Source organism: Stygiolobus sp. CP859M, assembly GCF_037389975.1.
Classification (GTDB): Archaea; Thermoproteota; Thermoprotei_A; order Sulfolobales; family Sulfolobaceae; genus Stygiolobus.
In genome coordinates, this window is the sequence record NZ_JBBHKS010000007.1 from 263,801 (window position 1) to 284,919 (window position 21,119).

Here is a 21,119-nt window from a genome sequence, read left to right on the forward strand (position 1 = left end):
TGACGGTGTATCATATTCTTGAGAAGGTTTGCAACTTACATTACCTTGTGAATATTCGGTTAAAGAGATCCTACCTGCTGTTAGGGCTTTGATAGCTGAGAAACTAGTTGTCGAAAATAACGTTTCGATCTACAAGACGGCGGAATTAATGGGTTTAACACCGGCAGCTGTAGAGAATTATATAAAAAAGAGAAGAGGTAATGCAATAAAGGATGTCTTGAAAAAAGATAAGAAGTTTATGGAAATGATAGAAGGTTTTATAAGGATTATTTCATCTAAGAACGGTAAAGACGGTGCTTCAATATCATCATATTATTGTATGTTATGTACTGAAGGAAAAAGAGTACTGATTAAACAAGGTTATCAGATGTCACATTGTATAGTAGAGACTCTATCTTCAACTTATGATTTTTCGCTTGAGAAAACTTTCAAGTAATTTTCTGAGAGTGAGTTTTACATAAATTATACCGTTTTTCCGAATAGGTATTTTAACTCTGTCGAACTCAGGTTCTATTTTCTCAGCCTCATTTCCTTTTCCATCAAGTATAGATGCGGAAGAAATTCTAGCAGATAAGATCAGGTTAGCTATTACAGGCTCGTCGTTTAGGTTCACTAATCCTAAAGTAAGTTCGTAATTCTTGTATCTAAAGAGAAATGGGACGATGCCGCTAGGATATAGTTTATAAAGAGAGAGATTAAAAGGCGGTTTACAGTCCAAGTGTATAATTGGAACCTTTAAGTTCCACACTAGTTCATACGGTTTAGCTTCTTTCCACGTGGTACTTTTAGTTACTATTACTTCTGAGCTACCCTCAACTCTTAATGATCTGTTGTCTTTAAACAGTACGATCTCTGATGCAGTGGCAAAGGTTATTGCTTTATGAAGTTCCACTGAGAAGAAATTAGATTTTCCTTCTACTTTCTCGTCAAAATTTAGTATAAACGGGTTCATATAATAGTAGGTGGGGTTGTAGAAGGGTATATCTATCGAAAACGGAGGAGTTTTCTTGTCTAGTTCATGTTCTCTAAACTTTAAACCGTCGATTGTTGTCAGCTCTCCACTTTCCATAATGACTTTTTTACCTTCTAGCCAATCCTTTCTTGTCCAAGGAGAAGGATTAAAATAGCTCTCTCCTTCTTTACAATTTATTAGGTCTCGGATTAATCCTACTAACACTTCGCTGTTGATCTTAAAGTCCCAGCCTCTCTGTTCTTTCTTGATCGGTGTCCTAACGTATATAGGTTCAGTATTATTTCTAAGACTCATACTGGTAGTTATCGAACTCCCATCAGGTCCAATTATTTTAGCATATTCACTCCAGAATATTTTTTCTGGACTAAGATAGTTTAACAATTGTGGGAGCTGTTCTATGTTTAGGTCACTTTCTTCTAATTCCACTATTGGAAAATAAGGTAATGGGTAATCAGCGGCTACCTTTAACAAATCATCTGGCTTCATAAGCGGTCAAGCTCATCATCTTAAGAGATCCGACAAATGCCTTTTCATCATAAATTCAGGATCGGGGGTAATTCTTCATTCTTTTCGATATTATTTCCGCTACTTTCCTGCCTTCCACTTTACCTCTAACTTTGGACATTACTTTACCCATTATTACATTAAATGCTTTATCCCCTTTCTCCTCGATAATTCTTATATTTTCTTGGATTACTTGATCTACGATCTTCTCCAGTTGTTCATCACTAATCTTAGAATATTTCTCCACGAGTTTATTTATATCTTCCTTCGTTAAGGAATATTCTAGCAATATTTCAGGAATTGAGTCCTTACTTATCTTGTCTTCGTAAAGTAACTTTATCATGTACTCTAATAAGTCATCGGTAATTATTGATATATCTCCTCCCTTAGACTTTACGTACTTTAAGTTGACCTCCAGTACTGAGGCAATCACGGATGGAGAAACTTTAGGAGAATATTTATTCACAAGCTCTTCAAAAAGGTCTATTTTGGTACTGTTTAACATCGCAGTAGCAAGCTCTTTACTTAACCCCAGATCCACAAACTTTTTCAGTTTACTTTCAGGCTTCTCAGGCATAAAAGTCTTTGCTAATTCTATTATCTTAGAGTCAATTCTTCTAGGCGGTATATCTGTCTCTGGGTACATTCTGGCAGAACCGGGCTGAGGTCTCATAAACTTTGTAGTTCCGTCCTCGAGAGCAGCCCTCGTCTCTTTTGGGATCCCTTCCAGAGCGTATAAAATACGGTCTCTTATCGTATCGAGAGCCAGTTGTAACCTAGCTTTATCCCCGACTACCAGTACGAAAGCGTCTTCTTCACTTACATTTAATGCTTTCTTTACCTTGTCTACTTCTTCCTGAGATATTCCATAATTGGGTAATTCATCTGAGTGAAATAGTCCCCCTAGACCGGCTAAAACTCTCACGTAATCTGCAACTTCCGTTCCGAACCTTCTGTTTTTCATTAGTTCCCATCCGAAAATCCCTCTAAACTTAGGTATCTTAACTCCGTAGACTAAAGCTCCCTTTTCCAGTTCTTTCTTTACCAGTCTACTATTTGTGGAAGCAAAGATCGAAGTTAGGTCTGTAGGCTTATAATTTTCAAGAATCAACTCTTTAGTAACTCCTCTTCTCTGAGTTAACTCTTCTTTGATCTTTAATAACTCGTACTGTCTCCTCGCTTCGTTTCTTATTATCTCCGGGACGAGCTCTAATCTCTGAACTCCCTTGATTTCAGTCTTAACTCCACCCTGAATAGATACGTTTAGGTCTTGTCTTATTGTCCCTATTCCTCTTTTTACTTTTCCGGTCATTCTCAATAACTGACCAATTGCAAAGGCTACCTTTTCAGCTTGTTCTGGTGTATGTATGTCCGGGGCTGTGGAGATCTCTATTAACGGTACGCCTAGCCTATCTAGGTTGTAGACGATTTCATCTTTATTATCACTTATTTTTCTCGATGCGTCTTCTTCTAGGGCAATTGTTTGTATACCTATCTTATTACCATCTACTTCTATGTATCCTCCCAAAGCTATAATAGCTGTTCTCTGAAAGCCGGAAGTATTGGAGCCATCTATAACTATTTTCCTCATTACGTAAACTTCGTCAACTAACGTACTGTGGAGTGAAAGGGCTATGGCCGTGACTATGCCCAAAGCCTCTTCGTTGATCAAATGAGGGGGCTCCTCGTCGCATTCGACAAGGCATGAGTTTTTGGGTAACTTATAAACATATTTCTTACCTTTTTGCCACTCGAACAAAGCAGCTATATCTACTTCTCCTAACTCGCTGAATGAGGGCCTTAAATACCTCTCTAATGATGCATGAAAGGTTTCATTTAGAGATGTATCACAGTTGCAGAAGAGTTTGTGAGAGGTATTTAATTGCTGATGTATTTCCAATCCTACTTTTAACCCTAACTTACTGTAATCTAATTCTGTCATGATACCACCTGGGATACATTTCGGGAACGTGAATCGGATTAATTTCTCCTACAAAATTAGTGAGCATAAGCTCTTTAACCTTATCTAAGTCTGTTTCATGAGCTAAAACCCACATGAGCTTGACCAAAGCTGTTTCAGGTAACATATCCTCTAAAGGTACTACCCCAGCTTCCTGAAGGAGTCTTCCCGTAGCATAAACGTTCATGTTTACCCTCCCGAACAAGCACTGTGAAGTCATCCCTACAAATATACCGTCCTTAGTAGCTTTCTTGAACGCATTATAAAATTCGGAGGATGTGTGTCCTAAACCAGTTCCCTCGACTATAATACCTTTTACACCCTTACTCATTAAGTAATCGATTATGTCCGGCAGTAGACCAGGGTAGTACTTTAATAGGAAGACGTTAGGGTCGAACTTAGCGTCTACTTCGTTTGCGTCCTTCTTCCTTATGTAATCGTCTCTGAGAATCTCTATTTTTCTTTCCCTATAATACACCTTAGCCAATGGGATGTCATTAACACTTTGGAATGCGTCTCTTCTACTTGTATGCATTTTTCTAACTTTTACACCTCTGTGGACTAGGGTGTAAGTATCGGATGATTCCCCATGCATATTAACCGTAACTTCAGCAAACGGAGCATCTTTTGCTACCAGAACGGAGGTCAAAAGGTTTATAGGCGCGTCGCTGCTTGGTCTATCACTACTCCTCTGAGACCCTACCATAACTACCGGTCCGGTTAGGCTCTTAAGCGAGAATGCTAAAGCTGATGCTGTGTAAGCCATAGTATCAGTTCCGTGAGCGACAACTACTCCTTTTGCTCCCTTATCTAAAGCATTCTTTACTTCGTTTGCTATTTTTATCCAGTATTCAGGCTTCATATTCTCGCTAAGTATGGAAAACAAAACTTTTGCGTCAATTTTAGCTATCTCGTTTATCTCAGGCATGAACTTGAGAATTTCTTCAGTTGTCAAAGCAGGTCTTACAGCACCGGTATCGTATTCTATTTTGCTTACTATAGTGCCTCCAGTGCTGATTATAACGACTTCACTCTTGTCTTTAACCGCTTTCTCCTCTGCCCTTTTCTCCTCTCTTTTTTCTCCTCTCTTTATCAGCTTAACTTCGGATATACTATCTACGGATATACCGATGTTATATCCGTTATCAAGTTTTATGACTAAAATGTCATCAGATGAAGAATAAGAGGGCATTATAATTCCTTTTAGTATTACCCCATTTTTTGTAAGCTCTATGGCATCCCCTTCTTGTAAGTTAAATTTCTTTAAAAAATCAAGTGCCTTACCTGCGTAAGTTTCAGACATAATAAAAGGAGAAAAACTGGGACTAAAAATCTTTACCTAGCTTTAGCTTGTGATGCCTTAAGTACTCTCTTCTCGTACTCTAGCTTGTTCCTAACTCTCGGCACTTCTTTGTGCTTCTCCTTTTTAGGCATTTTAGGTGTAGCGTTCCTTACTTTACCAGCCTTTGTTAATGAACCGTGAGATGGCATAAATAAAATGTGGTAAAGGAAAAATTTAAACTTAAATGTTAAATAATGGGTTTGATAATTGATGAAAATATACTTAGTAGAGCACGCGATAGGATCCTTTGCATATGACGAGCAAGGGAAGCTATTAGATTATGTATTAAATCCTAAAGATTTAGGTAAGGTTGTGGAAGCTCTTATAGAAAACGAGAAGGGAACTCCCCTACCCTCAGCAAAAGAATTAATAAGTAAGTTAAGGCCAGACGAGGTTGTAGTCGAGAATGAGGCTGAAATACCAGAGCTTCAAAAGAGCGGAGTGAAGGCATCAGTAGAAATTCATAATATTGGAAGTAAGACTTTCAGGCAATCTCTTCCTAAAGTAGCTTTAGAAACTAAGTTTGTCTCATCGGAAGAAGAACTTTACTCCTTCTTGTATGAAGTATCCTTTGAATATACAAGAAGGAAACTAAGGGGCGCAGCAAGTAAAAGGGATCTACTAGCGATTCAGGCTATAAGAGCAATTGACGATATAGATAAGACTATCAACTTATTCTCCGAGAGATTAAGGGAATGGTACAGCATCCATTTCCCAGAATTGGATAATTTAATTGACGATCATGAATTATATGCATCAATAGTTTCCAAGTTCGGCTATAGAGACGAGATAAATGAGGAAGGACTGATAGAATTGGGATTAAGCAAAGAGAAATCACAGAGACTTCTTACTGCGGCTAAAAAAAGTATTGGAGCAGATGTTACAGATGTAGATATTAAGTCAGTTAGAATGCTAAGTGATACTATCTTAGAGTTATACAGAATTAGAAGAGAGCTAACTGATTATATAGAGTCGGTAATGAAAGAAGTTGCTCCGAATATAACCGCACTTGTGGGGCCTACTCTGGGAGCTAGGCTTTTAAGTTTAGCAGGAAGTCTTGAGGACTTAGCTAAAATGCCAGCAAGTACTATACAAGTCTTAGGAGCTGAAAAAGCACTCTTTAGGGCGTTAAGAAAGAAAGGTAGACCACCAAAGCACGGTGTCATCTTTCAATATCCCGATATTCACACATCCCCCAGATGGCAGAGGGGTAAAATTGCTAGAGCTTTAGCAGCAAAGTTAGCAATAGCTGCTAGAGTAGATCAGTTCAGCGGTAGGTTTATTGGTGATAAGTTAAATGAGGAACTTAAGAAGAGGATCGAAGAGATTAAGACAAAGTATGCTCAGCCTCCACCTAAAAAAGTCCAGGAGCAACAACCTAAGCCGAAACAAAAAGGTAAAAAGAATGAAAAGAGAAAAAAGAAGAACAAGCGAGAGTGAGAAATTATGTCAGAAGTAGTCAAGGTTGAGAAAAGCGAGTTTGATAACATCTATGAGTGCGTATATAATGACGGGACTGTAAGGCTTTGTACGAAGAATCTAGCACCAGGCCATAATGTTTACGGCGAGAGATTGATCAAAGTAAACGGTATTGAATATAGGGAATGGAACTCCTTTAGAAGTAAGCTTGCAGGAGCAATTCAGAAAGGGCTTAAACACAATCCAATAACAAGGAATACAAAGGTTCTTTATCTAGGAGCTGCTTCAGGAACAACTCCAAGTCACGTATCGGATATTGTTGAAATGCAAGGTAAAGTTTATGCTGTTGAGTTCTCTCCTAGAGTAGTCAGGGAACTTATTCTGGTTGCCCAGCACAGACCTAATTTATTCCCTATTTTGGCAGACGCTAGATTTCCACAATACTATAGGGCTCTAGTTGAGGATGTTGATGTGGTTTATGTAGATATTGCACAGCCAGATGAGACCGATATAGCAATTTATAACGCTGAGTTTTTCTTGAAGGATAAAGGTTATCTAATGATGGCAATAAAAGCCAGAAGTATAGATGTAACTAAAGATCCCAAAGAAATCTATAAGAGTGAGGCTAAAAAATTAGAAGAAAAAGGATTCGATGTGATCGAAGTAATTCAACTAGACCCTTACGACAAAGATCACGCGATGGTATTGGCGAGACTTAAGTGAAACCATGTTCGATAAAATTTTCGACATAGGAATTAAAGGAACTATTTCTTATTACCCACAAGAATTCGTAACGTTAAAGCAAGCTCTAGACGGTAACAATTACGTAAAAGTTAACGGCGGTTTTAAACACTACTTCAAGAAGGAAGAGTTAGAAAAACTATCTAAAAATCTCCCCCTTTACTTATGGGATTTAGTTAAGATCCCTTTTGTAATTGTTAAAACTCTAAATCCAGGTGAGTATGTTTTAAATGGTTCAGAGTGGGAAAATAAGGCAATTTCTGCGTTATTGAAGAAAGATATAAAAAGTTATATGACAATAGGTGATGTAGAAAAGATTATAAAAGAATATAAGTCTCTCGTGTTTATTACATTAAGTCCATTAGGCTCTCTTAGTAGTGGTGATGAAAACGATGAGTACTATTAACGAGATAGAAAGAGTTTTGTTAAGGGGGTATTATGATTATTCTATCATTCACTATCCAGAAAAAAACAAATCTATAGATATAATTGCAAGAAAGAAGAGCGATAGTGCAGATAACTCGCGTTCATTTATATTAAAAGTAACTTCCAGCAAATACGTCCATAACAGCAAACTAGTAAAAGACTTAAAGAAAATGGCTACGTTAAGTGGCGCATTACCTATCTTAATAGACGATCAGGTAGACGAGGAAGTTATAAATGATAGGGATAAGGTGCTGGTAATGAGCTCCACTACGTTTGAGAAAGTAGTTAGCGGTGAGAAAATATTCTTGCTAAAAACCAGAGGGGGTATTTTCGTAAAGATAAACTCTAAAGAACTTAGAAAGATAAGAGAAGAAAAAGGTATGAGCTTGGGTGAATTAGCAGAGAAGCTGGGAGTATCTAGGATTTCGATTTATGATTATGAAAAAGAGGACTCCTACGTATCAATTGACGTAGCCGAAAAACTAGTAGATATGTTCGGAGAGAGAATATTAGGGGACATAATAAGTGATTTTAAGACAGAAGATGTAAAAGTTGATGACAAGGATTTGGATGTAGGGAATGATAGAGATGTAACAAGCTTATTAGTTAAAAAGTTAGTGGGAAACGGATATAAGATAGTCAGGTTTAATTTTACTACTGTAGACCTTGCGGCTTCCAGAGATAATAAAAAGATGTTCTTCTGTATTGAAGCAGAAAACGTTTCAACTTCTCTAAAGAAATTTAATGAGGCAAGTAAGTTAGTTTCTAAAGTTAACGGTGAACTAGTGGTCATTGCCAAAACATCTAAGACGCTCAAGGCTTATGAAAAAGAGAGTTTCAATGCATACACTGTAGAAGATATAGATAAGATCGAAAATGAAATTAACTAAAATACGGGAAGGAAAAGCTGAAATTCTAGTCCCAGATCCTAAAGAATATGAAAAAGAAGGTAAGTTCGATCCTAGTTGGGCTCCGGTTTTCTACAACCCAAGAATGGAATTAAATAGAGACATAAGTGTGCTATTTTTGAATATAATTAGACCTAGACGCATAGTAGATGCATTGTCAGCAACTGGAATAAGAGGAATAAGGTACTTTAAAGAGGTAGAAGGCGTCGAAGAAGTGATATTTAATGATTTAAGTAAAGAAGCTGTTGAATTAATAAATGAAAATATAAAGATCAATAACATTAAAGGTAAGGTATTTAATAAAGATGCAAACTCCTTACTTTATGAAGTTAAAGCTGACTTCGTAGACATTGATCCCTTTGGAACACCTGCACCTTTCCTACTAGCATCTTTCCACTCAGTTATAAGAGGGGGCTATGTCGGGATTACTGCGACTGATCTATCAGCTCTAGTTTGTTCCTCTAAATCCTCAGCTAGAAGAAAATACGATATTATTTGTGATAGACTAAGTTTTTCGAAAGAGGTAGGAATAAGGGGGCTAATAGGAAAAGCGATAAGGGAAGCTGCAGTAGTAGAGAAAGCTGCAATACCAGTATTCTCCTTCTATCATGACTACTATTATAGGGTATTTTTTAAGGTAGAAGGTGGTGCTAAAAAGGCAGACAGTTTACTTTCTAGACTAGTTTACTATTATGAATGTCCAAAGTGTGGTTATAGAGATAAGTCAGTTTATTATCAACATGCCACATGCCCCAAATGTGGGGCATCAATGAAAGCTTACGGCCCTGCTTGGGATGGGGAAATTTACGATAAAAATATGATCAACAAGATTAAAGAGGGGTTAGTTCACTTTAATTATCTATCTACATTTAGTACTATATCTAGGTTAATCTCGATAATTTCAGTCGAAGCAGAATACAAAGAACCTTATTATAAACTTGATTTTATTTCGCCAAGATTGAAAAGAAACGTACCACCTAAAGATAAAGTCATAAAATGTTTAAAAGAAGCTTCAGCTACTCACTTTGATACTGTAGGAATAAAAACCAGTAAAAACTTTGAAGAAGTTGTAGAGTGTATTAAGGTTAACTAGCTCCTTTTATGTTCATTAGTATAAACTTAGATAAGTAGGTACAAGTTGTGGGTGAGACCACACTTCCATTTCCACATTTAGTCAAATTCTTGCACGTAAAACAAGGTATCTCAATTATATTGTCTAAGTTAACCGTTATGAGCGTCGGCTCCTCATTAATAAAATACTTAACAACTGTCTTGCCATTTTCTTTAACTGAGTTCTTCCTTATAACTTTCTTGTTCATTAACTTACGTATGGCGAGATTAGCTGTCCTACTATCAAGTCCGAGTTCCTTAATGAGTTCTTTTAAGGGAATTCCTTTTTCGCCCGCCTCCTTTATCTTTTGATAAATAAGATCCTCATATGATGAAGAACTTGACTCCATTCTAAAATCACCGAATTATCAGTAAATATATATATACTTTAAGGCTTATTTATTTTTCCCTCTCATAATTTTACTTCTATGTCGAAGTTGCTGATTATTTCTTTGTATCTATTTCTTATAGTTACTTCTGTAATATTTAGTGCTTCGGCCACCTCTTTTTGAGTTCTCTTTACATCCATCAATGTACTTATTAAGTACACACTGGCAGCCGCAAGTGCAGTATAACCCTTTCCACTCGTAAGTCCGTTTTTATGCATTAAATCGACTAGTTCTGATGCTTTAGTAGAGACGTAAGGAGGTAAGTTTAACTTTTCAATTATTTTCGGTATATATTCAGTAGGTTTGATAGTAGGCTTAAAACCTTGAACGCTTTTAGCCACGCTTTGAATTCTCTCTAGAGCTTTCCACAAATCGGACGAGGAGACATTATATAAACTTTTTATCTCTTGCAATGACTTGGGAATCTTGTTAACCTGGCAAGAATAGTATAGGATTCCAGCAATTAGAGTATACATATCGATTCTCTTAGCTTTTCCTTCTTCTATTATCCTCCTTGTCAGTAACGCTGCAGTTTCCTTTACATGATCGGGTAAGTTTAGTTTAGAGGCTTCGCTATTTAATACCGACAAGTAAGTTACTAACTTTCTCTCCTTAGCAAGTACTCTTAATTTGTTTTGCATCAGTATCAATCTATGTATCTTAGCCTTGTCCTTGACTCTGGGATATCCGATTTTTGTTGTTATGCCAAAATCGTGTACCTTAGCCGTTATCGGAGACCCTGTTCTTTCCCTTTCCATACGATCTTCAGTCGTGTACGCTCTCCACTCTGGTCCCTGATCTATTATCATATCGTCTATGACGAACCCGCAACTGGTACATACGTGAATTCCTCTCTCGGGATCAAAAGTTATCGAATCAGAAGAACCGCAATTAGGACACTTGGTCATTTTCTTCTACCTCCTTTCTTTCTTTCTATAATCTCAATGAACAATTTCTCGGTAGGCTTCTCGTTAGTAAGAGGTTCAGCTAAAATGAACGGTCTATTTACATTACCTATAATGTCTAAAACTTTTGCTATCCTTTTTCCACTTTCTGTAACTATAATCTTTCCTATGTAGTTATACTTAGAGTAGTCAATCTCTCTTTTTCCTTCAATTAGCCATTTATTACCTAGACTGTTTTTATAGAAATTTCCAGTTTCAAGAAGTCTAATTTTTGTCATAGGATCACATCTCATTTTGTATATTAGATAGTATTTATAATAATACCAGCATAACAGAACGTAAAATGGCGTTCTGCTTGGGATTTAGATTATGGGTTAAATACTTTATTAACCTACGGCTACTTATAAATAAAAATAAATCTTCATACATTAAAGTGATAAGTGAATGTCAACAGCTGAATCCTCAGAGGACGAGATTCAACAAAAGCTCTCACTAGCATATGAGCAGATAAGAAAGTTAAAAGAGAAGAAGGAAAAGTTAATCGAAGAAGTTAAGAAACTAAAAGAAAAAAGAAGGGAAAAAGTAGAAAAAATAAGATCTATAAGAGAACAGCTCATGCAAGTTAGGGAGGAGTTAAAGTCCAAGGTCGAGGAAATAAGACAGCTAAAAGCGCAGAAGCAAAACTTAGTTCAAGTAATCAGCGAGATAAGAAAGGAGTTTGAACAGCTTAAGAATGCAGAGAAAGTAAAAGAGAAGTTAGATCCGGTTCAGATAATGAAAAAAATTGAACAGCTTGAGTGGAAGTTACAAACATCTACTCTTTCACTTGAAGAAGAAAAGAGAATTATTCTTAAAATAGCAGAACTCGAAAGGAAGTTACAGACTGCTAAGAAACTAGCTTCTTTAAAGGAAAAGAACGTAGAAAGTAAAGCAGAATTGTTAGCTAAGAGAGTGGAACTATCTAATATAAGGCAAAAAATGTTAGAATTAGGTAGCCAAGTTGCTGAGAAAAGAAAACTTCTGCAACAACTGAAAGCGGAGAGAGACAAACTCAAAAAAGAATTAGAGGACATAAATAATCAGATAAAAACAATAAGTGATCAGATTGTAATTATTAGGACAGATATAGAAAATAAATCAAAAGAAATTCAACAGCTCAAAGATGAGTTAAAGAAGATCAAGGAAAGTATAAAGAATGCTAAGAATGTGACAGAGATATACCAAAATCAGATAAAGGCTAATCCAGTGAATAAGGAGATGATTGAAAGCAAAAGGAAAGAGATCGAAGAGAAATTGAAGACTAACAAGAGGCTTTCGTTTGATGAACTTTTAATACTATACTACAACCAAAATGATGATAATGGAGAAGATTCTGGTAATATACATTGATATTGACGATGATTTAGGCAGGATTGGAATCAAGACACCAGTTATAGGAGAGTCAGAAGTATCTCAAGCGATTAGGATCGCCGAGGAGAAAATTCCCACCGACTCAGATCTAAACACTATGATAGTGGCTTATAATATATTCAAGAAAATGCGCAATGAAGGGCAAAACGTAGATATCGCATTTATTTCAGGTAGTGAAGGCAGTTCATTGGAAAGTCAGTTACAATTTTCAAAAAAACTGGATGATGTAATAAAAAAAGTAAATCCATCTAAGGCTATAGTAGTATATGATAGTCCTGAAGACGCAAAAGCTATCCCAATAATTCAATCGAGGCTTCCCATCGCAGGTATAGAGAGAGTTTTGGTAGAGCAGTATAGGGGAGTTGAAGAGACTTATGCTCTACTTGGGAGGTATATAAAGAGAGCCTTATCAGAACCCAGATTTTCACGGATTTTTTTAGGAGTACCAGGGATCATTTTGTTTATATTAGGTCTCTTTTCCCTGCTTAATTTAACAGCTTATGCCGGTCCTATAATCATGATGGTTATAGCAACAGCACTCATAATTAGAGGTTTGGGAATAGATGATTTAATAGAAAGTTGGTGGGAAAACTCTACTATTATGGTTATAGTATCAATTATTGCATTAATTTCTCTTATCGCCGGTATAGTAAACGGTTATTTTGTTTTTATCAGCTTGAAAACTTATGATGCACTCACGGAATTTCAGGTTCTATTAAGTATACTTCCCTATGTTGTTTTTGCTTCTGTAGTTCTATTCGGAGGTAAGGCTGTTAACAAAATAATAGCTAAAGATATAAAAGTGTGGCATGATATTTTTAGGATCTTTTCGACAGTCATAATATATTACATTATAGTGGTAGTGGCTAAAAACCTAGAACAGAATTCAACAGAAGTAGGTTTACAAACTATTTATTCCTTATCTATAACTACACTCGTTTTAATCTCTGTGTATATACTTATGAATATAATAGAAAAATATAAGTTCAACTCTACTTCTGCTCCTTCTTAGTTTCAGTTTTTTCTTCTGTTTTTATCCCTAATTTATCCCTAATTTCGACGGGTAGATCTTCTACTTTTATTACTTTAGCTTTTCTAGGAAGCTTCTTTACAAGTCTGTTTAAAATGAGATATGCGTCTGGCGGATTAGACTCTTCAAGTCTAGACTTGAAGACACGGATCTTTACAAAATGATCCGGACTTATTTGAACATATTGATATTTCTGATGTTTTAATGCCATGTTTCTCACCTATTCAACACTTTCTTAAAACTCTAACTCTTCTTCCTCTACTGGTCTTATACAGTCTAATTCGGCAAGCCTGTCGAAAATTCTTTTTACAGCCTTATGTACCTCGTCTTCTCTTTTTGCTCCAGTAATTACCATTTTTCCGCTACTGAATATGAGTAAAACTACTCTAGGCTCGTCCATTCTATATATTAAACCTGGGAACTGTTCAGGCTCGTACATGTTATTTTCAAGGAGAAATGCTGCCTTATCCAAATTAACTATTACATGAAGGTTAGCTGATGCAACTATATTTTGAATTTGTATCTTAGGTTTTCCGGTAAGTTGCATTCCGTATTTTTTAAGCGTCTTTATAATTCTCTTTACTGCCTTGATCAATTCATCAGTACTTTTAGCTCCGGTTACTACCATTTTACCTGACTTGAAAATTAATGAAGTAACCTTGGGAGATTCAAGTCTGAAAATTAAACCTGGAAACTGATCAGGGTCATATTCAACGTTTGGAACGCTTCTCTCCATTGCGTAAAGGTCTAACGACTGTTCAAGGGTTACAGTAGCTACTATATTCTCGATATTAACTACTGCCTTATAGGGTATTTCTGATATTTAGACCACCTAAAAATAGTTTATAAAGACATTTATAAATAACTTGTTTTTTAAAGGATGAGGTCTTTTAAAAGACTGAGTTCAGGGAACTCCATTATTCCTTGTCCTTCTATAATCCCGTAAGGTTTAGCCTTTTCTAGTACTCCGTTTTTTCTCATTAAAGGTGACATATAATTCGTGTGAATTAACGAGATGTCGTTACCAGACTGATAAGTTCCGGTTGCAGGTAATACAATGGCTGTTGCTCCTTCATTCAGTGGTACCTTTAAGAAACACTGAATTTTATGTGCAAATCCCAGCTTATCCCTTATGCTCAATCTTGGATGTTCATGACCTATTATATAAATACGACCCTTCTCTATTGATATCTCTTTATGACCGTGAAAGATGATTATTTTATCATAAACAATTTCATCTAGAAGTTCTACATTATCAAATTTCTCTAGAAGTGAGGAAAGGTAATTGTCATGATTACCCCTTATAACTTTTAACTCCACTCCTTCCTCTTTAAGCGTTGTAAGTATTTCTGTAAGTTCAGCCCTCTCTTGCTTGCTTAATTTACTAAATGAATGTTTAAAATCACCGTTCACGACTAACTTATTAGTTTTAAAGACTTTAAGAGCTCTCTTGTATACTGTTAGGAATCTTTTCTTCTGAATTTTAGGTATAAAAATTCCCTTGGAAGCCATGTCCTCCTCATAACCTATATGAACGTCAGATAAAACTACGGCGTTCAGTGGTTTTACGTAAACTACAGGTAAGTCTTCAGCAATAAAAATCTCAGAAGCTAAATTCATCATATCCTTACTTATGAGTGTAATACTAAATCTTAAATCTAATAAATCTCTCTTTCATAAGTGTCACTGTTAAAGCTAATCGGCCTAGGCTTGTCCAGTAAGTTCCTGACTAAAAAGGCTATAGAAGAGTTATCCTCTTCAGATATAATATATTTAGACTCCTATACATCCTTATCGTGTGACATTGATGAAGAGTTAATCTCGAGTCTAACGGGGAATAATGTTCATGTATTTACAGCGAATCGTTCACTATTGGAGAATAATTTCAAGACAATTCTCCAATATCTAGATGAAGGAAAAAACGTTGCCATCGCTACCATAGGTGATCCTATGATAGCAACTACCCATATTAGTCTAATAACAGAGGCTAAGAATAGAGGTCACGAATTTCTAATTGTTCCGGGTGTTTCGGTTCACTGTTACATGATCTCGAAAAGCATGTTATCCTCTTATCGTTTCGGAAAGTCCGTAACTATAGTTTACCCTTTTGGTGATAAGATAGATACGACACCCTATTATGTCCTTAAGGAAAATCAAGAGCGTAAGCTTCATACTGTTTTTTACTTAGATATAAGAGACGATAAACCAATGAGTGCAATAGAAGCTGTGTCATTATTACTTAAAATGGAAGAAATGGAGAAAATGAGAGTTATTTCACGAGACGATGTGATAATTGTGGGACAAAGATTGGGCTGTCAAGACGAAGAAGTCGTAGCAATGAAACTTAGCGATGTGGTTAATTATCAGTTTAAGCCCCAACCACATATAATAGTTTATCCCTCTAAGTCCCTACACTTCATGGAAAGCGAGGGGTTAAAATGTTTGATGAAGAGGTAAAAAATAGGGCTGAAAAGTATATTAGAGGAATGGAGGAAAGACTTAAGAAAGTTCCATCATTCTTTATAGAAAAATATAGAAAGATTTATGATTTAGCACGACAATATACGCAGGATGCCAAATACTATCTGGAAAAGGGAGACTATATAACTGCTCTAGTAGATATAGTCTATGCCGAAGGTCTGCTAGATTCTATTGCTTTCAACGAGAATATAAATTTAGAACTACAAATACCGAAGAAAGTATTCGTAGCAGGAACGTTTGACATTATTCATCCTGGACACATAGAACTACTTAAAGAGGCGTCTAAATACGGGTTAGTACATGTAGCTGTAGCTAGGGACAAAAATTCGGAAAAAATAAAGGGAAGAAGACCCATAAATGACGAAAATCATAGATTAGAGGTAATAAGAAGCATAAGATATGTTTACGAAGCCTTCCTAGGCGACGAAAACGACTTCCTAAAGAGTGTGGAACGAGTGCGTCCTGACGTGTTATTCCTAGGACCAGATCAGAAAGTCGATGAAAGTAAATTAATTGATGAGCTTAAAAAAAGAGGTTTAGAAAACGTTCAAATTATGCGATTACCTCAAAGGATATCCACGTATGAACATTCGAGTACATCTTCTATAATTCAAGAGATAGTAAAGAGGTATTGTAATAAAAAAGATGATAATAAAAAGGAATAGAAACAGGCATTCTTATATTTATTTTTCAAGTGCTAACGTTTAACAAATAAACTCCATTTGGAATAGCTATGTACAAAGGTGCATTATTAAATAATACGTTTTTAATAAACTTCACAGAGCCTATATAATGCCATTTATTAATTACTCCATTTGTGTGTAGATACGTGCCATACTCTACGTAGTAGTATACTGTTAAATTAGATGGGTTTATATCAACTTGGAAAAATGCTATGTAGTAAATGAACGGGTCTGGTACGAATGTTACACCATACCAATTGTAATCGTAACTTATAGTACCGTAATATGAATAGCTTGAACCCGTAATACTCGGTACGAGATTATTTAAACCTTCCGCTACACCTATTGCATAATATATATAACCGTCACTATAATGATTTTTAGTTTCATTATAAACCGGAAGATATAAGCCACCTAAACAGTAACTAGAATCGGTTGGGGCAATTGGGTTTAAGGTCAACTGCTCATTTAAATTTGGTTTTTTGAACGTCAAATTTATCCATTGGTATTGACCGGGTGGGATAATCTTCAAAATTGTGTTTGTAATCTCATATGGATAAGTAATATTACCTATCGGTACACAATTATTATCGAGTAATACCAGAGTGAGGTTTAAAGGTGCTAAAGCAAAGGGATCTGGTGTGCTTATACCTCTTAGATAATCCCAATCCGGACTTTCAACCTCAGTTATTGGGAAGTTCCCTGAATACGGAATTCCAGCCATACTAACCAGTTGCTGTAAAGAGTATAATTTGTTACCTGTATCGGAATATATTCCTAAAGACGTTACGTTATACCAAGTGCCCTTATTTGTAATGATAATAGCCCATGGATATTCCCCTAATAAGGAGTTTATAGAAACTGGTATACTGATTTTCTCATGTATAGGTTTTAACTCATTCGGATATATTATGTAACATATGTATTGTCGCGAGGGAGAAGTTATATAATAATTTCCATTAATTTCTATTGTAGAAAGAGGAGAGTTCTGTGAATAATAATTTAATCTCTTTATCAGATTTTGAGATGATGAACCTAGCTGTTGCTCTACGGATAAAACTACTAATAATGACATTATTATTATTTGCACTAGTATTACAGCACCTAATATACTTGAGATTCCTCTCTTACTTCTCATGAAGTAACTGAAAAATTAAAAATGAGCAGAGTAGGTTGAAAGTTAAAAATAAAATCTTTTCATCCGCGTATGCTTCACGAATTCGCAAGAAGGTGTTAAAAACTTTACATCTTCTTGAGGACTAAAGATGTAAGAGTAGACCTAACTCCCTTAACGGATCTTATACTTTCAATTATTTGATTTAACTCATTAGTATCTTTAGCCTCAACCTTCACTATTATATCATAATCTCCAGATATCTCCATTACTTCTTTAACTCCTTGTACTACCGATAAGCGCCTAGTTACAGCAGTTGTGTAAACATTCGAGTCACATTTTACGGATACGATAGCCTGAATGTTTTCAGGAGGTCTCGGTTTTAGTATTCTCCCGGTAACATTCTCAGCAAGCTCCAGTAGATCTACGTCACGATAGAATCTTGCACTAGGGTTTGCTTTTATTTTAGCTAAAACTTGATCTAATTCACTATCAGATAGCTTGACACCTAACTTTTCGAATCTGTCTTTAAGGGCATGTTTTCCAGTATATTTGTCTATTACATAATCTCTATTTCTTCCGAAAGTTTGGGGTGGCATAAATTCATAGGTTGACGGGTCGTTAAGAATTCCGGCAACGTGAATTCCCGCTTTATGCACAAACGCGTAATCACCGGTAATCGGGAAGTTCGGAGGCATCGGAATCCCGCTATATTTCTCAACAAGACTGGCTACCTCAGGTAGTTTTTCTAGTTTAACGACCTCTACACCGAAATGATATTTCAATGCGGCAACTACTACTTGAAGAGGAACAATTCCTACCCTCTCTCCCAGTCCGTTTACGGTTGCATGAATAATAGTAGCCCCTCCTTCTACCGCAGCCAAAGCGTTTGCTACAGCCATTCCCAGATCATTATGTGCATGTATATCAAACTCTACGTCTGGAAATCTAGAAGTTAGATCCTTAAATAACTCTCTAGTTTTCGAAGGGTACAAAACTCCTACAGTATCTGCAATACTTATACGATCAGCACCTGCGTCTTTGGCAGTCTTTATTACTTCAAGAAGATATTGGTAATCTGCTCGTGTAGCGTCTTCAGCAGTAAATCTGACCTTAACTCCGTGGCTTTTAGCGTAACTCACGGTCTCTGAAATTATCTTCAGTGCTTCTTCCTTGGTGACATGGTGCTTTGCCTTTAAATGAATATCGCTTATACCATAGAAAATTGCAATTCTATCTACTTCTAATTCAGCTGCCACCTCAATATCCCTTTTGACTGCTCTGCTGTGCCCTAGTATTTCTGAAGTAATTACGCCTTCCTTCTTCATTTTGACTATTCTTTTTATACCCTCGTAAATGTCAGCAGACACTGCAGGGTGCCCTGCTTCTATCATTGTAACGCCTATATCAGATAACGCTTTAGCTATTTCAACTCTCTGTTCTACGGTAAATACTACTCCAGGTGTTTGTTCTCCTTCTCTAAGTGTTGAATCAAGGATTCCTACTTTCATTTGTAATGTCTATGACAGTAATGTGGTTATAAATAAAATGGTAAAGAGTGGTTTCAAAACCGTACTATTTAAGAGAGTTTATTACGAGTTGTGAAATGTTCTCAAATCCAATTCTCTTTGAATATTTTTCCAAAACTTTTGAGAGTAATTCATAAAATTCTCTATTTTGCCTTATAACATCAAGGTGATTAGTATACACAAAAATTATAGATGAAGTCAGATTCTCACTGTGCATATAATCTTGTTCGATCTCCTCTAGTATTGATATAACAGTTTGTAAATCTATTTTATTCTTGTATTGTCTAATTAATTTAAACTCCTCCTCATCCATTATTGACATATTTTACACCGGAAGGACTAAACTTCCTATACTTATATTCCCTGATATAATATCTAAAAGCTTGTCTAAGTTTTTGAAATTAACAACCAGTACTTTTATTTTCGATCTTTCTATAATTTTAATCGCTAATGGGTCTAAAAGCTCATAAGTTCCTGCATTAACTGACTGCGTTAACTCTAAGATTTTTTTCAGCTCAATAGTGCTAAGTCGAGGTAATAATCTAGCTTCGGAGAACTTTTTAGGGTCTTTATCATAAACTCCGTCTACGTTAGTGGCTAGAACTAAAAGATCACTATTGGTAGCTTCACTAACCAGAGACGCTACGGTCGCAGTAGATTGACCAGGCTGAAAACCTCCAGTAACTACAACCTTACCGTAACTCCATTTTTCAATAAACTCCTCTAGACTTTCGGGAACCTTGGAATAAGCAAGGTCTCCCAGATAGAAAGCTACCAGGTAGGCGTTAAGCCGTGACGCCCAAATACCTAGAAGATCTAAGTGAGCTTCTTTGATACCAGCTTTTCTTCCCAAGTTTATGTATTTTCTCGCGGTACCTCCTCCTCCAGTCACAATAGCTACTCTATGTCCAGAATTCAGTAGAGAGAGTACGGATTTTTTTATAATTTCCAAATTAGTCGGATTTTCGTCATCAAAAAATTTCCCGCTTATCTTCAATGTCACTATCATTTGAGGAATAAATCATTTGGGGTAAAATTAAAGCTCAACTGTATGATCGTACAAAAGAATAAGTAAAAACAAGCTTTAGCTTAAGCATATAAAAATCGCGTTAAACTGGATAATCATCTGGAAGTTTATGCCTGAAGTACTTTCCAGTCTCGGGGTCTTTGAATAACCCTATCTTTACACCTTTCCTTCCTTTAGGAGCTAATACCCATGTTTTCTCCGGTGCAAGCTCCATCTCTTTACCTCCTGGAGTTTTTACTTTTACTTTTTTATCAGCCATATCAATCATTACTATACTATTTTAGACAACTTTAAAAACCTTTTTACAACTCATGTAAAGGATAATACCAATAGTAAGCTAAAGATAACTTGAAGGACTTCCTTAAATTATATTGCATCACTAGTTCCCCCATCAATTTGTATTACAGACCCCGTTATATATGAAGAGAACTCCGAAAGAAGGTAAGTTATTAATGATCCCAATTCTTTTTCCACGTCCCCAGTTCTCTTTAACGGCGAGCGAGAGATTACCTCTTTCTGCCAGAGCTCATCAAAACTTATTCCCAATTTTTCAGCTAATCTCCTTAAGCTTCTCTTAGCTCCCTCAGTCTCAAAACTTCCCATAAGGATCACGTTAGCTGTTACGTTAAATTGACCGTAATCTTTAGAGACTACTTTAACCAATTGTATCAATGGGGAACGGGAAACATCAGCTAACACGAATATACTCTGAGGTTGTTTCACAGTCCATGAGGATAAATATATCAATCTACCACTTCTCTTCCTTACCATATGCGGTAGCAGTGATTTAGTTAACTTTATAGCACTAAGCAGATAGAGATTTACAGAATACAACCAATCCTCCATGGTAGTTTCAGCGAAAGTAGAGGGCTCTGAAGGAGGATTCCCCGTGTTGTAAATTAGAGCATCAATATCATTCCCTAACTTCTCTAACGCAAAGTTAACTAGGTCATCCAAACTATCGAGCTTACTGAGATCAGACTGGAAACCGTATACCTCAGGGTTATACTTTTTTAAACTTTCAACGGCTTTATTCAATTTTTCTTTGTTTCTAGAGGTCAAAACCAGTCTACAACCTTCTCTAGCTAACTTCTTTGCTATCCCGAAACCGATACCTTCACTTGAAGCGGTAATAAGTACTTTTTTACCGTTTATATTCACGTTCACG

Annotated in this window: 26 protein-coding genes; 10 read left to right on the forward strand and 16 right to left on the reverse strand. The window is 36.2% G+C overall.

Annotation, left to right across the window (positions count from 1 at the left end):
- Window positions 1-28: 28 nt before the first annotated feature.
- On the forward strand, window positions 29-436 hold the full coding sequence (locus tag WIW72_RS03015; RefSeq protein ID WP_337701069.1) for a transcriptional regulator: 408 nt from the start codon (window positions 29-31) through the stop codon (window positions 434-436).
- Here the strand turns inward: WIW72_RS03015 and WIW72_RS03020 are convergent.
- The 4 genes from WIW72_RS03020 to WIW72_RS03035 are packed head-to-tail and all read right to left on the reverse strand — an operon-like array spanning window position 398 to window position 4,928.
- Window positions 398-1,459: a hypothetical protein gene (locus WIW72_RS03020; protein ID WP_337701071.1), complete on the reverse strand. Its 1,062-nt coding sequence runs from the start codon at window positions 1,457-1,459 to the stop codon at window positions 398-400. The two genes, WIW72_RS03015 and WIW72_RS03020, sit on opposite strands and share 39 nt — an antisense overlap.
- Window positions 1,460-1,514: 55 nt before the next feature.
- Window positions 1,515-3,419: a Glu-tRNA(Gln) amidotransferase subunit GatE gene (gene gatE / locus WIW72_RS03025; RefSeq protein WP_337701073.1), complete on the reverse strand. Its 1,905-nt coding sequence runs from the start codon at window positions 3,417-3,419 to the stop codon at window positions 1,515-1,517.
- Window positions 3,397-4,740: a Glu-tRNA(Gln) amidotransferase subunit GatD gene (gene gatD / locus WIW72_RS03030; protein ID WP_337701075.1), complete on the reverse strand. Its 1,344-nt coding sequence runs from the start codon at window positions 4,738-4,740 to the stop codon at window positions 3,397-3,399. The genes gatE and gatD overlap by 23 nt, the downstream gene beginning before the upstream one ends.
- A gap of 32 nt (window positions 4,741-4,772) precedes the next feature.
- On the reverse strand, window positions 4,773-4,928 hold the full coding sequence (locus tag WIW72_RS03035) for a 30S ribosomal protein S30e (protein WP_156005929.1): 156 nt from the start codon (window positions 4,926-4,928) through the stop codon (window positions 4,773-4,775).
- A 61-nt stretch (window positions 4,929-4,989) separates the two neighbouring features.
- On the opposite strand from WIW72_RS03035, the gene WIW72_RS03040 reads away from it, so the two are divergent.
- Genes WIW72_RS03040 through WIW72_RS03060 form a run of 5 tightly spaced genes read left to right on the forward strand, consistent with a single transcriptional unit; the run spans window position 4,990 to window position 9,366 of the window.
- Window positions 4,990-6,219, forward strand: a complete 1,230-nt coding sequence (locus tag WIW72_RS03040) for a C/D box methylation guide ribonucleoprotein complex aNOP56 subunit (protein WP_337701077.1) — start codon at window positions 4,990-4,992, stop codon at window positions 6,217-6,219.
- 6 nt (window positions 6,220-6,225) lie between these two features.
- The gene (locus WIW72_RS03045; protein WP_337701079.1) at window positions 6,226-6,921 is read left to right on the forward strand and encodes a fibrillarin-like rRNA/tRNA 2'-O-methyltransferase; all 696 of its coding nucleotides are present in this window, start codon (window positions 6,226-6,228) and stop codon (window positions 6,919-6,921) included.
- Between the two features lie 4 nt (window positions 6,922-6,925).
- Window positions 6,926-7,345 (forward strand): DUF61 family protein, encoded by a 420-nt coding sequence (locus WIW72_RS03050; protein ID WP_337701081.1) that lies wholly within the window; start codon window positions 6,926-6,928, stop codon window positions 7,343-7,345.
- A complete protein-coding gene (locus WIW72_RS03055) occupies window positions 7,332-8,255 on the forward strand; it encodes a helix-turn-helix domain-containing protein (RefSeq protein ID WP_337701083.1) in 924 nt (307 codons plus the stop codon). The genes WIW72_RS03050 and WIW72_RS03055 overlap by 14 nt, the downstream gene beginning before the upstream one ends.
- A complete protein-coding gene (locus WIW72_RS03060; protein WP_337701085.1) occupies window positions 8,242-9,366 on the forward strand; it encodes a tRNA (guanine(26)-N(2))-dimethyltransferase in 1,125 nt (374 codons plus the stop codon). Before WIW72_RS03055 ends, WIW72_RS03060 begins: the two co-directional genes overlap by 14 nt.
- On the opposite strand, the gene WIW72_RS03065 is transcribed toward WIW72_RS03060, so the two are convergent.
- The 3 genes from WIW72_RS03065 to WIW72_RS03075 all read right to left on the reverse strand — a co-directional run bounded on the left by WIW72_RS03065 (window position 9,359) and on the right by WIW72_RS03075 (window position 10,955).
- A complete protein-coding gene (locus WIW72_RS03065; protein ID WP_337701087.1) occupies window positions 9,359-9,733 on the reverse strand; it encodes a winged helix-turn-helix domain-containing protein in 375 nt (124 codons plus the stop codon). The two genes, WIW72_RS03060 and WIW72_RS03065, sit on opposite strands and share 8 nt — an antisense overlap.
- A gap of 62 nt (window positions 9,734-9,795) precedes the next feature.
- On the reverse strand, window positions 9,796-10,680 hold the full coding sequence (locus tag WIW72_RS03070) for a transcription initiation factor IIB (RefSeq protein WP_337701089.1): 885 nt from the start codon (window positions 10,678-10,680) through the stop codon (window positions 9,796-9,798).
- Window positions 10,677-10,955 (reverse strand): H/ACA RNA-protein complex protein Gar1, encoded by a 279-nt coding sequence (locus WIW72_RS03075; RefSeq protein ID WP_337701091.1) that lies wholly within the window; start codon window positions 10,953-10,955, stop codon window positions 10,677-10,679. The genes WIW72_RS03070 and WIW72_RS03075 overlap by 4 nt, the downstream gene beginning before the upstream one ends.
- 166 nt (window positions 10,956-11,121) lie before the next feature.
- On the opposite strand from WIW72_RS03075, the gene WIW72_RS03080 reads away from it, so the two are divergent.
- Together WIW72_RS03080 and WIW72_RS03085 are read left to right on the forward strand one after the other, a co-directional pair.
- The gene (locus tag WIW72_RS03080; RefSeq protein ID WP_337701093.1) at window positions 11,122-12,066 is read left to right on the forward strand and encodes a coiled-coil protein; all 945 of its coding nucleotides are present in this window, start codon (window positions 11,122-11,124) and stop codon (window positions 12,064-12,066) included.
- Window positions 12,038-13,099: a DUF373 family protein gene (locus WIW72_RS03085; protein WP_337701095.1), complete on the forward strand. Its 1,062-nt coding sequence runs from the start codon at window positions 12,038-12,040 to the stop codon at window positions 13,097-13,099. Before WIW72_RS03080 ends, WIW72_RS03085 begins: the two co-directional genes overlap by 29 nt.
- Here the strand turns inward: WIW72_RS03085 and WIW72_RS03090 are convergent.
- The 3 genes from WIW72_RS03090 to WIW72_RS03100 are packed head-to-tail and all read right to left on the reverse strand — an operon-like array spanning window position 13,080 to window position 14,740.
- Window positions 13,080-13,328 carry a DUF5622 domain-containing protein gene (locus WIW72_RS03090; RefSeq protein WP_337701096.1) on the reverse strand — a complete coding sequence of 83 codons (249 nt, stop codon included), beginning with the start codon at window positions 13,326-13,328 and terminating at the stop codon, window positions 13,080-13,082. The genes WIW72_RS03085 and WIW72_RS03090 overlap by 20 nt on opposite strands.
- A gap of 24 nt (window positions 13,329-13,352) precedes the next feature.
- Entirely contained in the window at window positions 13,353-13,931 is a 579-nt protein-coding gene (locus WIW72_RS03095; protein ID WP_156005905.1) for a TATA-box-binding protein, read from the reverse strand.
- Window positions 13,932-13,990: 59 nt separating this feature from the next.
- A complete protein-coding gene (locus WIW72_RS03100) occupies window positions 13,991-14,740 on the reverse strand; it encodes a metallophosphoesterase (protein ID WP_337701098.1) in 750 nt (249 codons plus the stop codon).
- Between the two features lie 57 nt (window positions 14,741-14,797).
- Between WIW72_RS03100 and dph5 the strand changes: the two genes are divergently transcribed.
- Window positions 14,798-15,574, forward strand: a complete 777-nt coding sequence (dph5, locus tag WIW72_RS03105; protein ID WP_337701100.1) for a diphthine synthase — start codon at window positions 14,798-14,800, stop codon at window positions 15,572-15,574.
- On the forward strand, window positions 15,556-16,263 hold the full coding sequence (locus WIW72_RS03110; protein WP_337701102.1) for a DUF357 domain-containing protein: 708 nt from the start codon (window positions 15,556-15,558) through the stop codon (window positions 16,261-16,263). Before dph5 ends, WIW72_RS03110 begins: the two co-directional genes overlap by 19 nt.
- A 25-nt stretch (window positions 16,264-16,288) precedes the next feature.
- On the opposite strand, the gene WIW72_RS03115 is transcribed toward WIW72_RS03110, so the two are convergent.
- The 6 genes from WIW72_RS03115 to WIW72_RS03140 all read right to left on the reverse strand — a co-directional run bounded on the left by WIW72_RS03115 (window position 16,289) and on the right by WIW72_RS03140 (window position 21,118).
- The gene (locus WIW72_RS03115; protein WP_337721228.1) at window positions 16,289-17,419 is read right to left on the reverse strand and encodes a hypothetical protein; all 1,131 of its coding nucleotides are present in this window, start codon (window positions 17,417-17,419) and stop codon (window positions 16,289-16,291) included.
- 104 nt (window positions 17,420-17,523) lie between these two features.
- The gene (gene lysS / locus WIW72_RS03120; protein WP_337701106.1) at window positions 17,524-18,906 is read right to left on the reverse strand and encodes a homocitrate synthase; all 1,383 of its coding nucleotides are present in this window, start codon (window positions 18,904-18,906) and stop codon (window positions 17,524-17,526) included.
- 64 nt (window positions 18,907-18,970) lie between these two features.
- Window positions 18,971-19,246, reverse strand: a complete 276-nt coding sequence (locus tag WIW72_RS03125) for a hypothetical protein (RefSeq protein ID WP_156005893.1) — start codon at window positions 19,244-19,246, stop codon at window positions 18,971-18,973.
- A 3-nt stretch (window positions 19,247-19,249) separates the two neighbouring features.
- Window positions 19,250-19,933 carry a UMP kinase gene (gene pyrH / locus WIW72_RS03130; RefSeq protein WP_337701107.1) on the reverse strand — a complete coding sequence of 228 codons (684 nt, stop codon included), beginning with the start codon at window positions 19,931-19,933 and terminating at the stop codon, window positions 19,250-19,252.
- 100 nt (window positions 19,934-20,033) lie between these two features.
- Entirely contained in the window at window positions 20,034-20,210 is a 177-nt protein-coding gene (locus WIW72_RS03135; RefSeq protein ID WP_156005889.1) for a chromatin protein Cren7, read from the reverse strand.
- Window positions 20,211-20,317: 107 nt separating this feature from the next.
- Window positions 20,318-21,118 (reverse strand): SDR family oxidoreductase, encoded by an 801-nt coding sequence (locus WIW72_RS03140; RefSeq protein WP_337701109.1) that lies wholly within the window; start codon window positions 21,116-21,118, stop codon window positions 20,318-20,320.
- Window position 21,119: the final 1 nt, after the last annotated feature.

What these genes read in the sequence shown, in the direction of transcription:
- WIW72_RS03110 (WP_337701102.1), top strand. Translation starts at nt 15,556, where the DNA reads ATGTTTGATGAAGAGGTAAAAAATAGGGCTGAAAAGTATATTAGAGGA.
- WIW72_RS03055 (WP_337701083.1), top strand. Translation starts at nt 7,332, where the DNA reads ATGAGTACTATTAACGAGATAGAAAGAGTTTTGTTAAGGGGGTATTAT.
- WIW72_RS03045 (WP_337701079.1), top strand. Translation starts at nt 6,226, where the DNA reads ATGTCAGAAGTAGTCAAGGTTGAGAAAAGCGAGTTTGATAACATCTAT.
- WIW72_RS03035 (WP_156005929.1), bottom strand. Translation starts at nt 4,928, where the DNA reads ATGCCATCTCACGGTTCATTAACAAAGGCTGGTAAAGTAAGGAACGCT.
- gatE (WP_337701073.1), bottom strand. Translation starts at nt 3,419, where the DNA reads ATGACAGAATTAGATTACAGTAAGTTAGGGTTAAAAGTAGGATTGGAA.
- WIW72_RS03090 (WP_337701096.1), bottom strand. Translation starts at nt 13,328, where the DNA reads ATGGCATTAAAACATCAGAAATATCAATATGTTCAAATAAGTCCGGAT.
- pyrH (WP_337701107.1), bottom strand. Translation starts at nt 19,933, where the DNA reads ATGATAGTGACATTGAAGATAAGCGGGAAATTTTTTGATGACGAAAAT.
- lysS (WP_337701106.1), bottom strand. Translation starts at nt 18,906, where the DNA reads ATGAAAGTAGGAATCCTTGATTCAACACTTAGAGAAGGAGAACAAACA.
- WIW72_RS03070 (WP_337701089.1), bottom strand. Translation starts at nt 10,680, where the DNA reads ATGACCAAGTGTCCTAATTGCGGTTCTTCTGATTCGATAACTTTTGAT.
- WIW72_RS03020 (WP_337701071.1), bottom strand. Translation starts at nt 1,459, where the DNA reads ATGAAGCCAGATGATTTGTTAAAGGTAGCCGCTGATTACCCATTACCT.
- WIW72_RS03115 (WP_337721228.1), bottom strand. Translation starts at nt 17,419, where the DNA reads ATGAGAAGTAAGAGAGGAATCTCAAGTATATTAGGTGCTGTAATACTA.
- WIW72_RS03100 (WP_337701098.1), bottom strand. Translation starts at nt 14,740, where the DNA reads ATGATGAATTTAGCTTCTGAGATTTTTATTGCTGAAGACTTACCTGTA.
- WIW72_RS03075 (WP_337701091.1), bottom strand. Translation starts at nt 10,955, where the DNA reads ATGACAAAAATTAGACTTCTTGAAACTGGAAATTTCTATAAAAACAGT.
- gatD (WP_337701075.1), bottom strand. Translation starts at nt 4,740, where the DNA reads ATGTCTGAAACTTACGCAGGTAAGGCACTTGATTTTTTAAAGAAATTT.
- WIW72_RS03080 (WP_337701093.1), top strand. Translation starts at nt 11,122, where the DNA reads ATGTCAACAGCTGAATCCTCAGAGGACGAGATTCAACAAAAGCTCTCA.
- WIW72_RS03060 (WP_337701085.1), top strand. Translation starts at nt 8,242, where the DNA reads ATGAAATTAACTAAAATACGGGAAGGAAAAGCTGAAATTCTAGTCCCA.
- WIW72_RS03125 (WP_156005893.1), bottom strand. Translation starts at nt 19,246, where the DNA reads ATGTCAATAATGGATGAGGAGGAGTTTAAATTAATTAGACAATACAAG.
- WIW72_RS03040 (WP_337701077.1), top strand. Translation starts at nt 4,990, where the DNA reads ATGAAAATATACTTAGTAGAGCACGCGATAGGATCCTTTGCATATGAC.
- WIW72_RS03085 (WP_337701095.1), top strand. Translation starts at nt 12,038, where the DNA reads ATGGAGAAGATTCTGGTAATATACATTGATATTGACGATGATTTAGGC.
- WIW72_RS03065 (WP_337701087.1), bottom strand. Translation starts at nt 9,733, where the DNA reads ATGGAGTCAAGTTCTTCATCATATGAGGATCTTATTTATCAAAAGATA.
- WIW72_RS03135 (WP_156005889.1), bottom strand. Translation starts at nt 20,210, where the DNA reads ATGGCTGATAAAAAAGTAAAAGTAAAAACTCCAGGAGGTAAAGAGATG.
- WIW72_RS03050 (WP_337701081.1), top strand. Translation starts at nt 6,926, where the DNA reads ATGTTCGATAAAATTTTCGACATAGGAATTAAAGGAACTATTTCTTAT.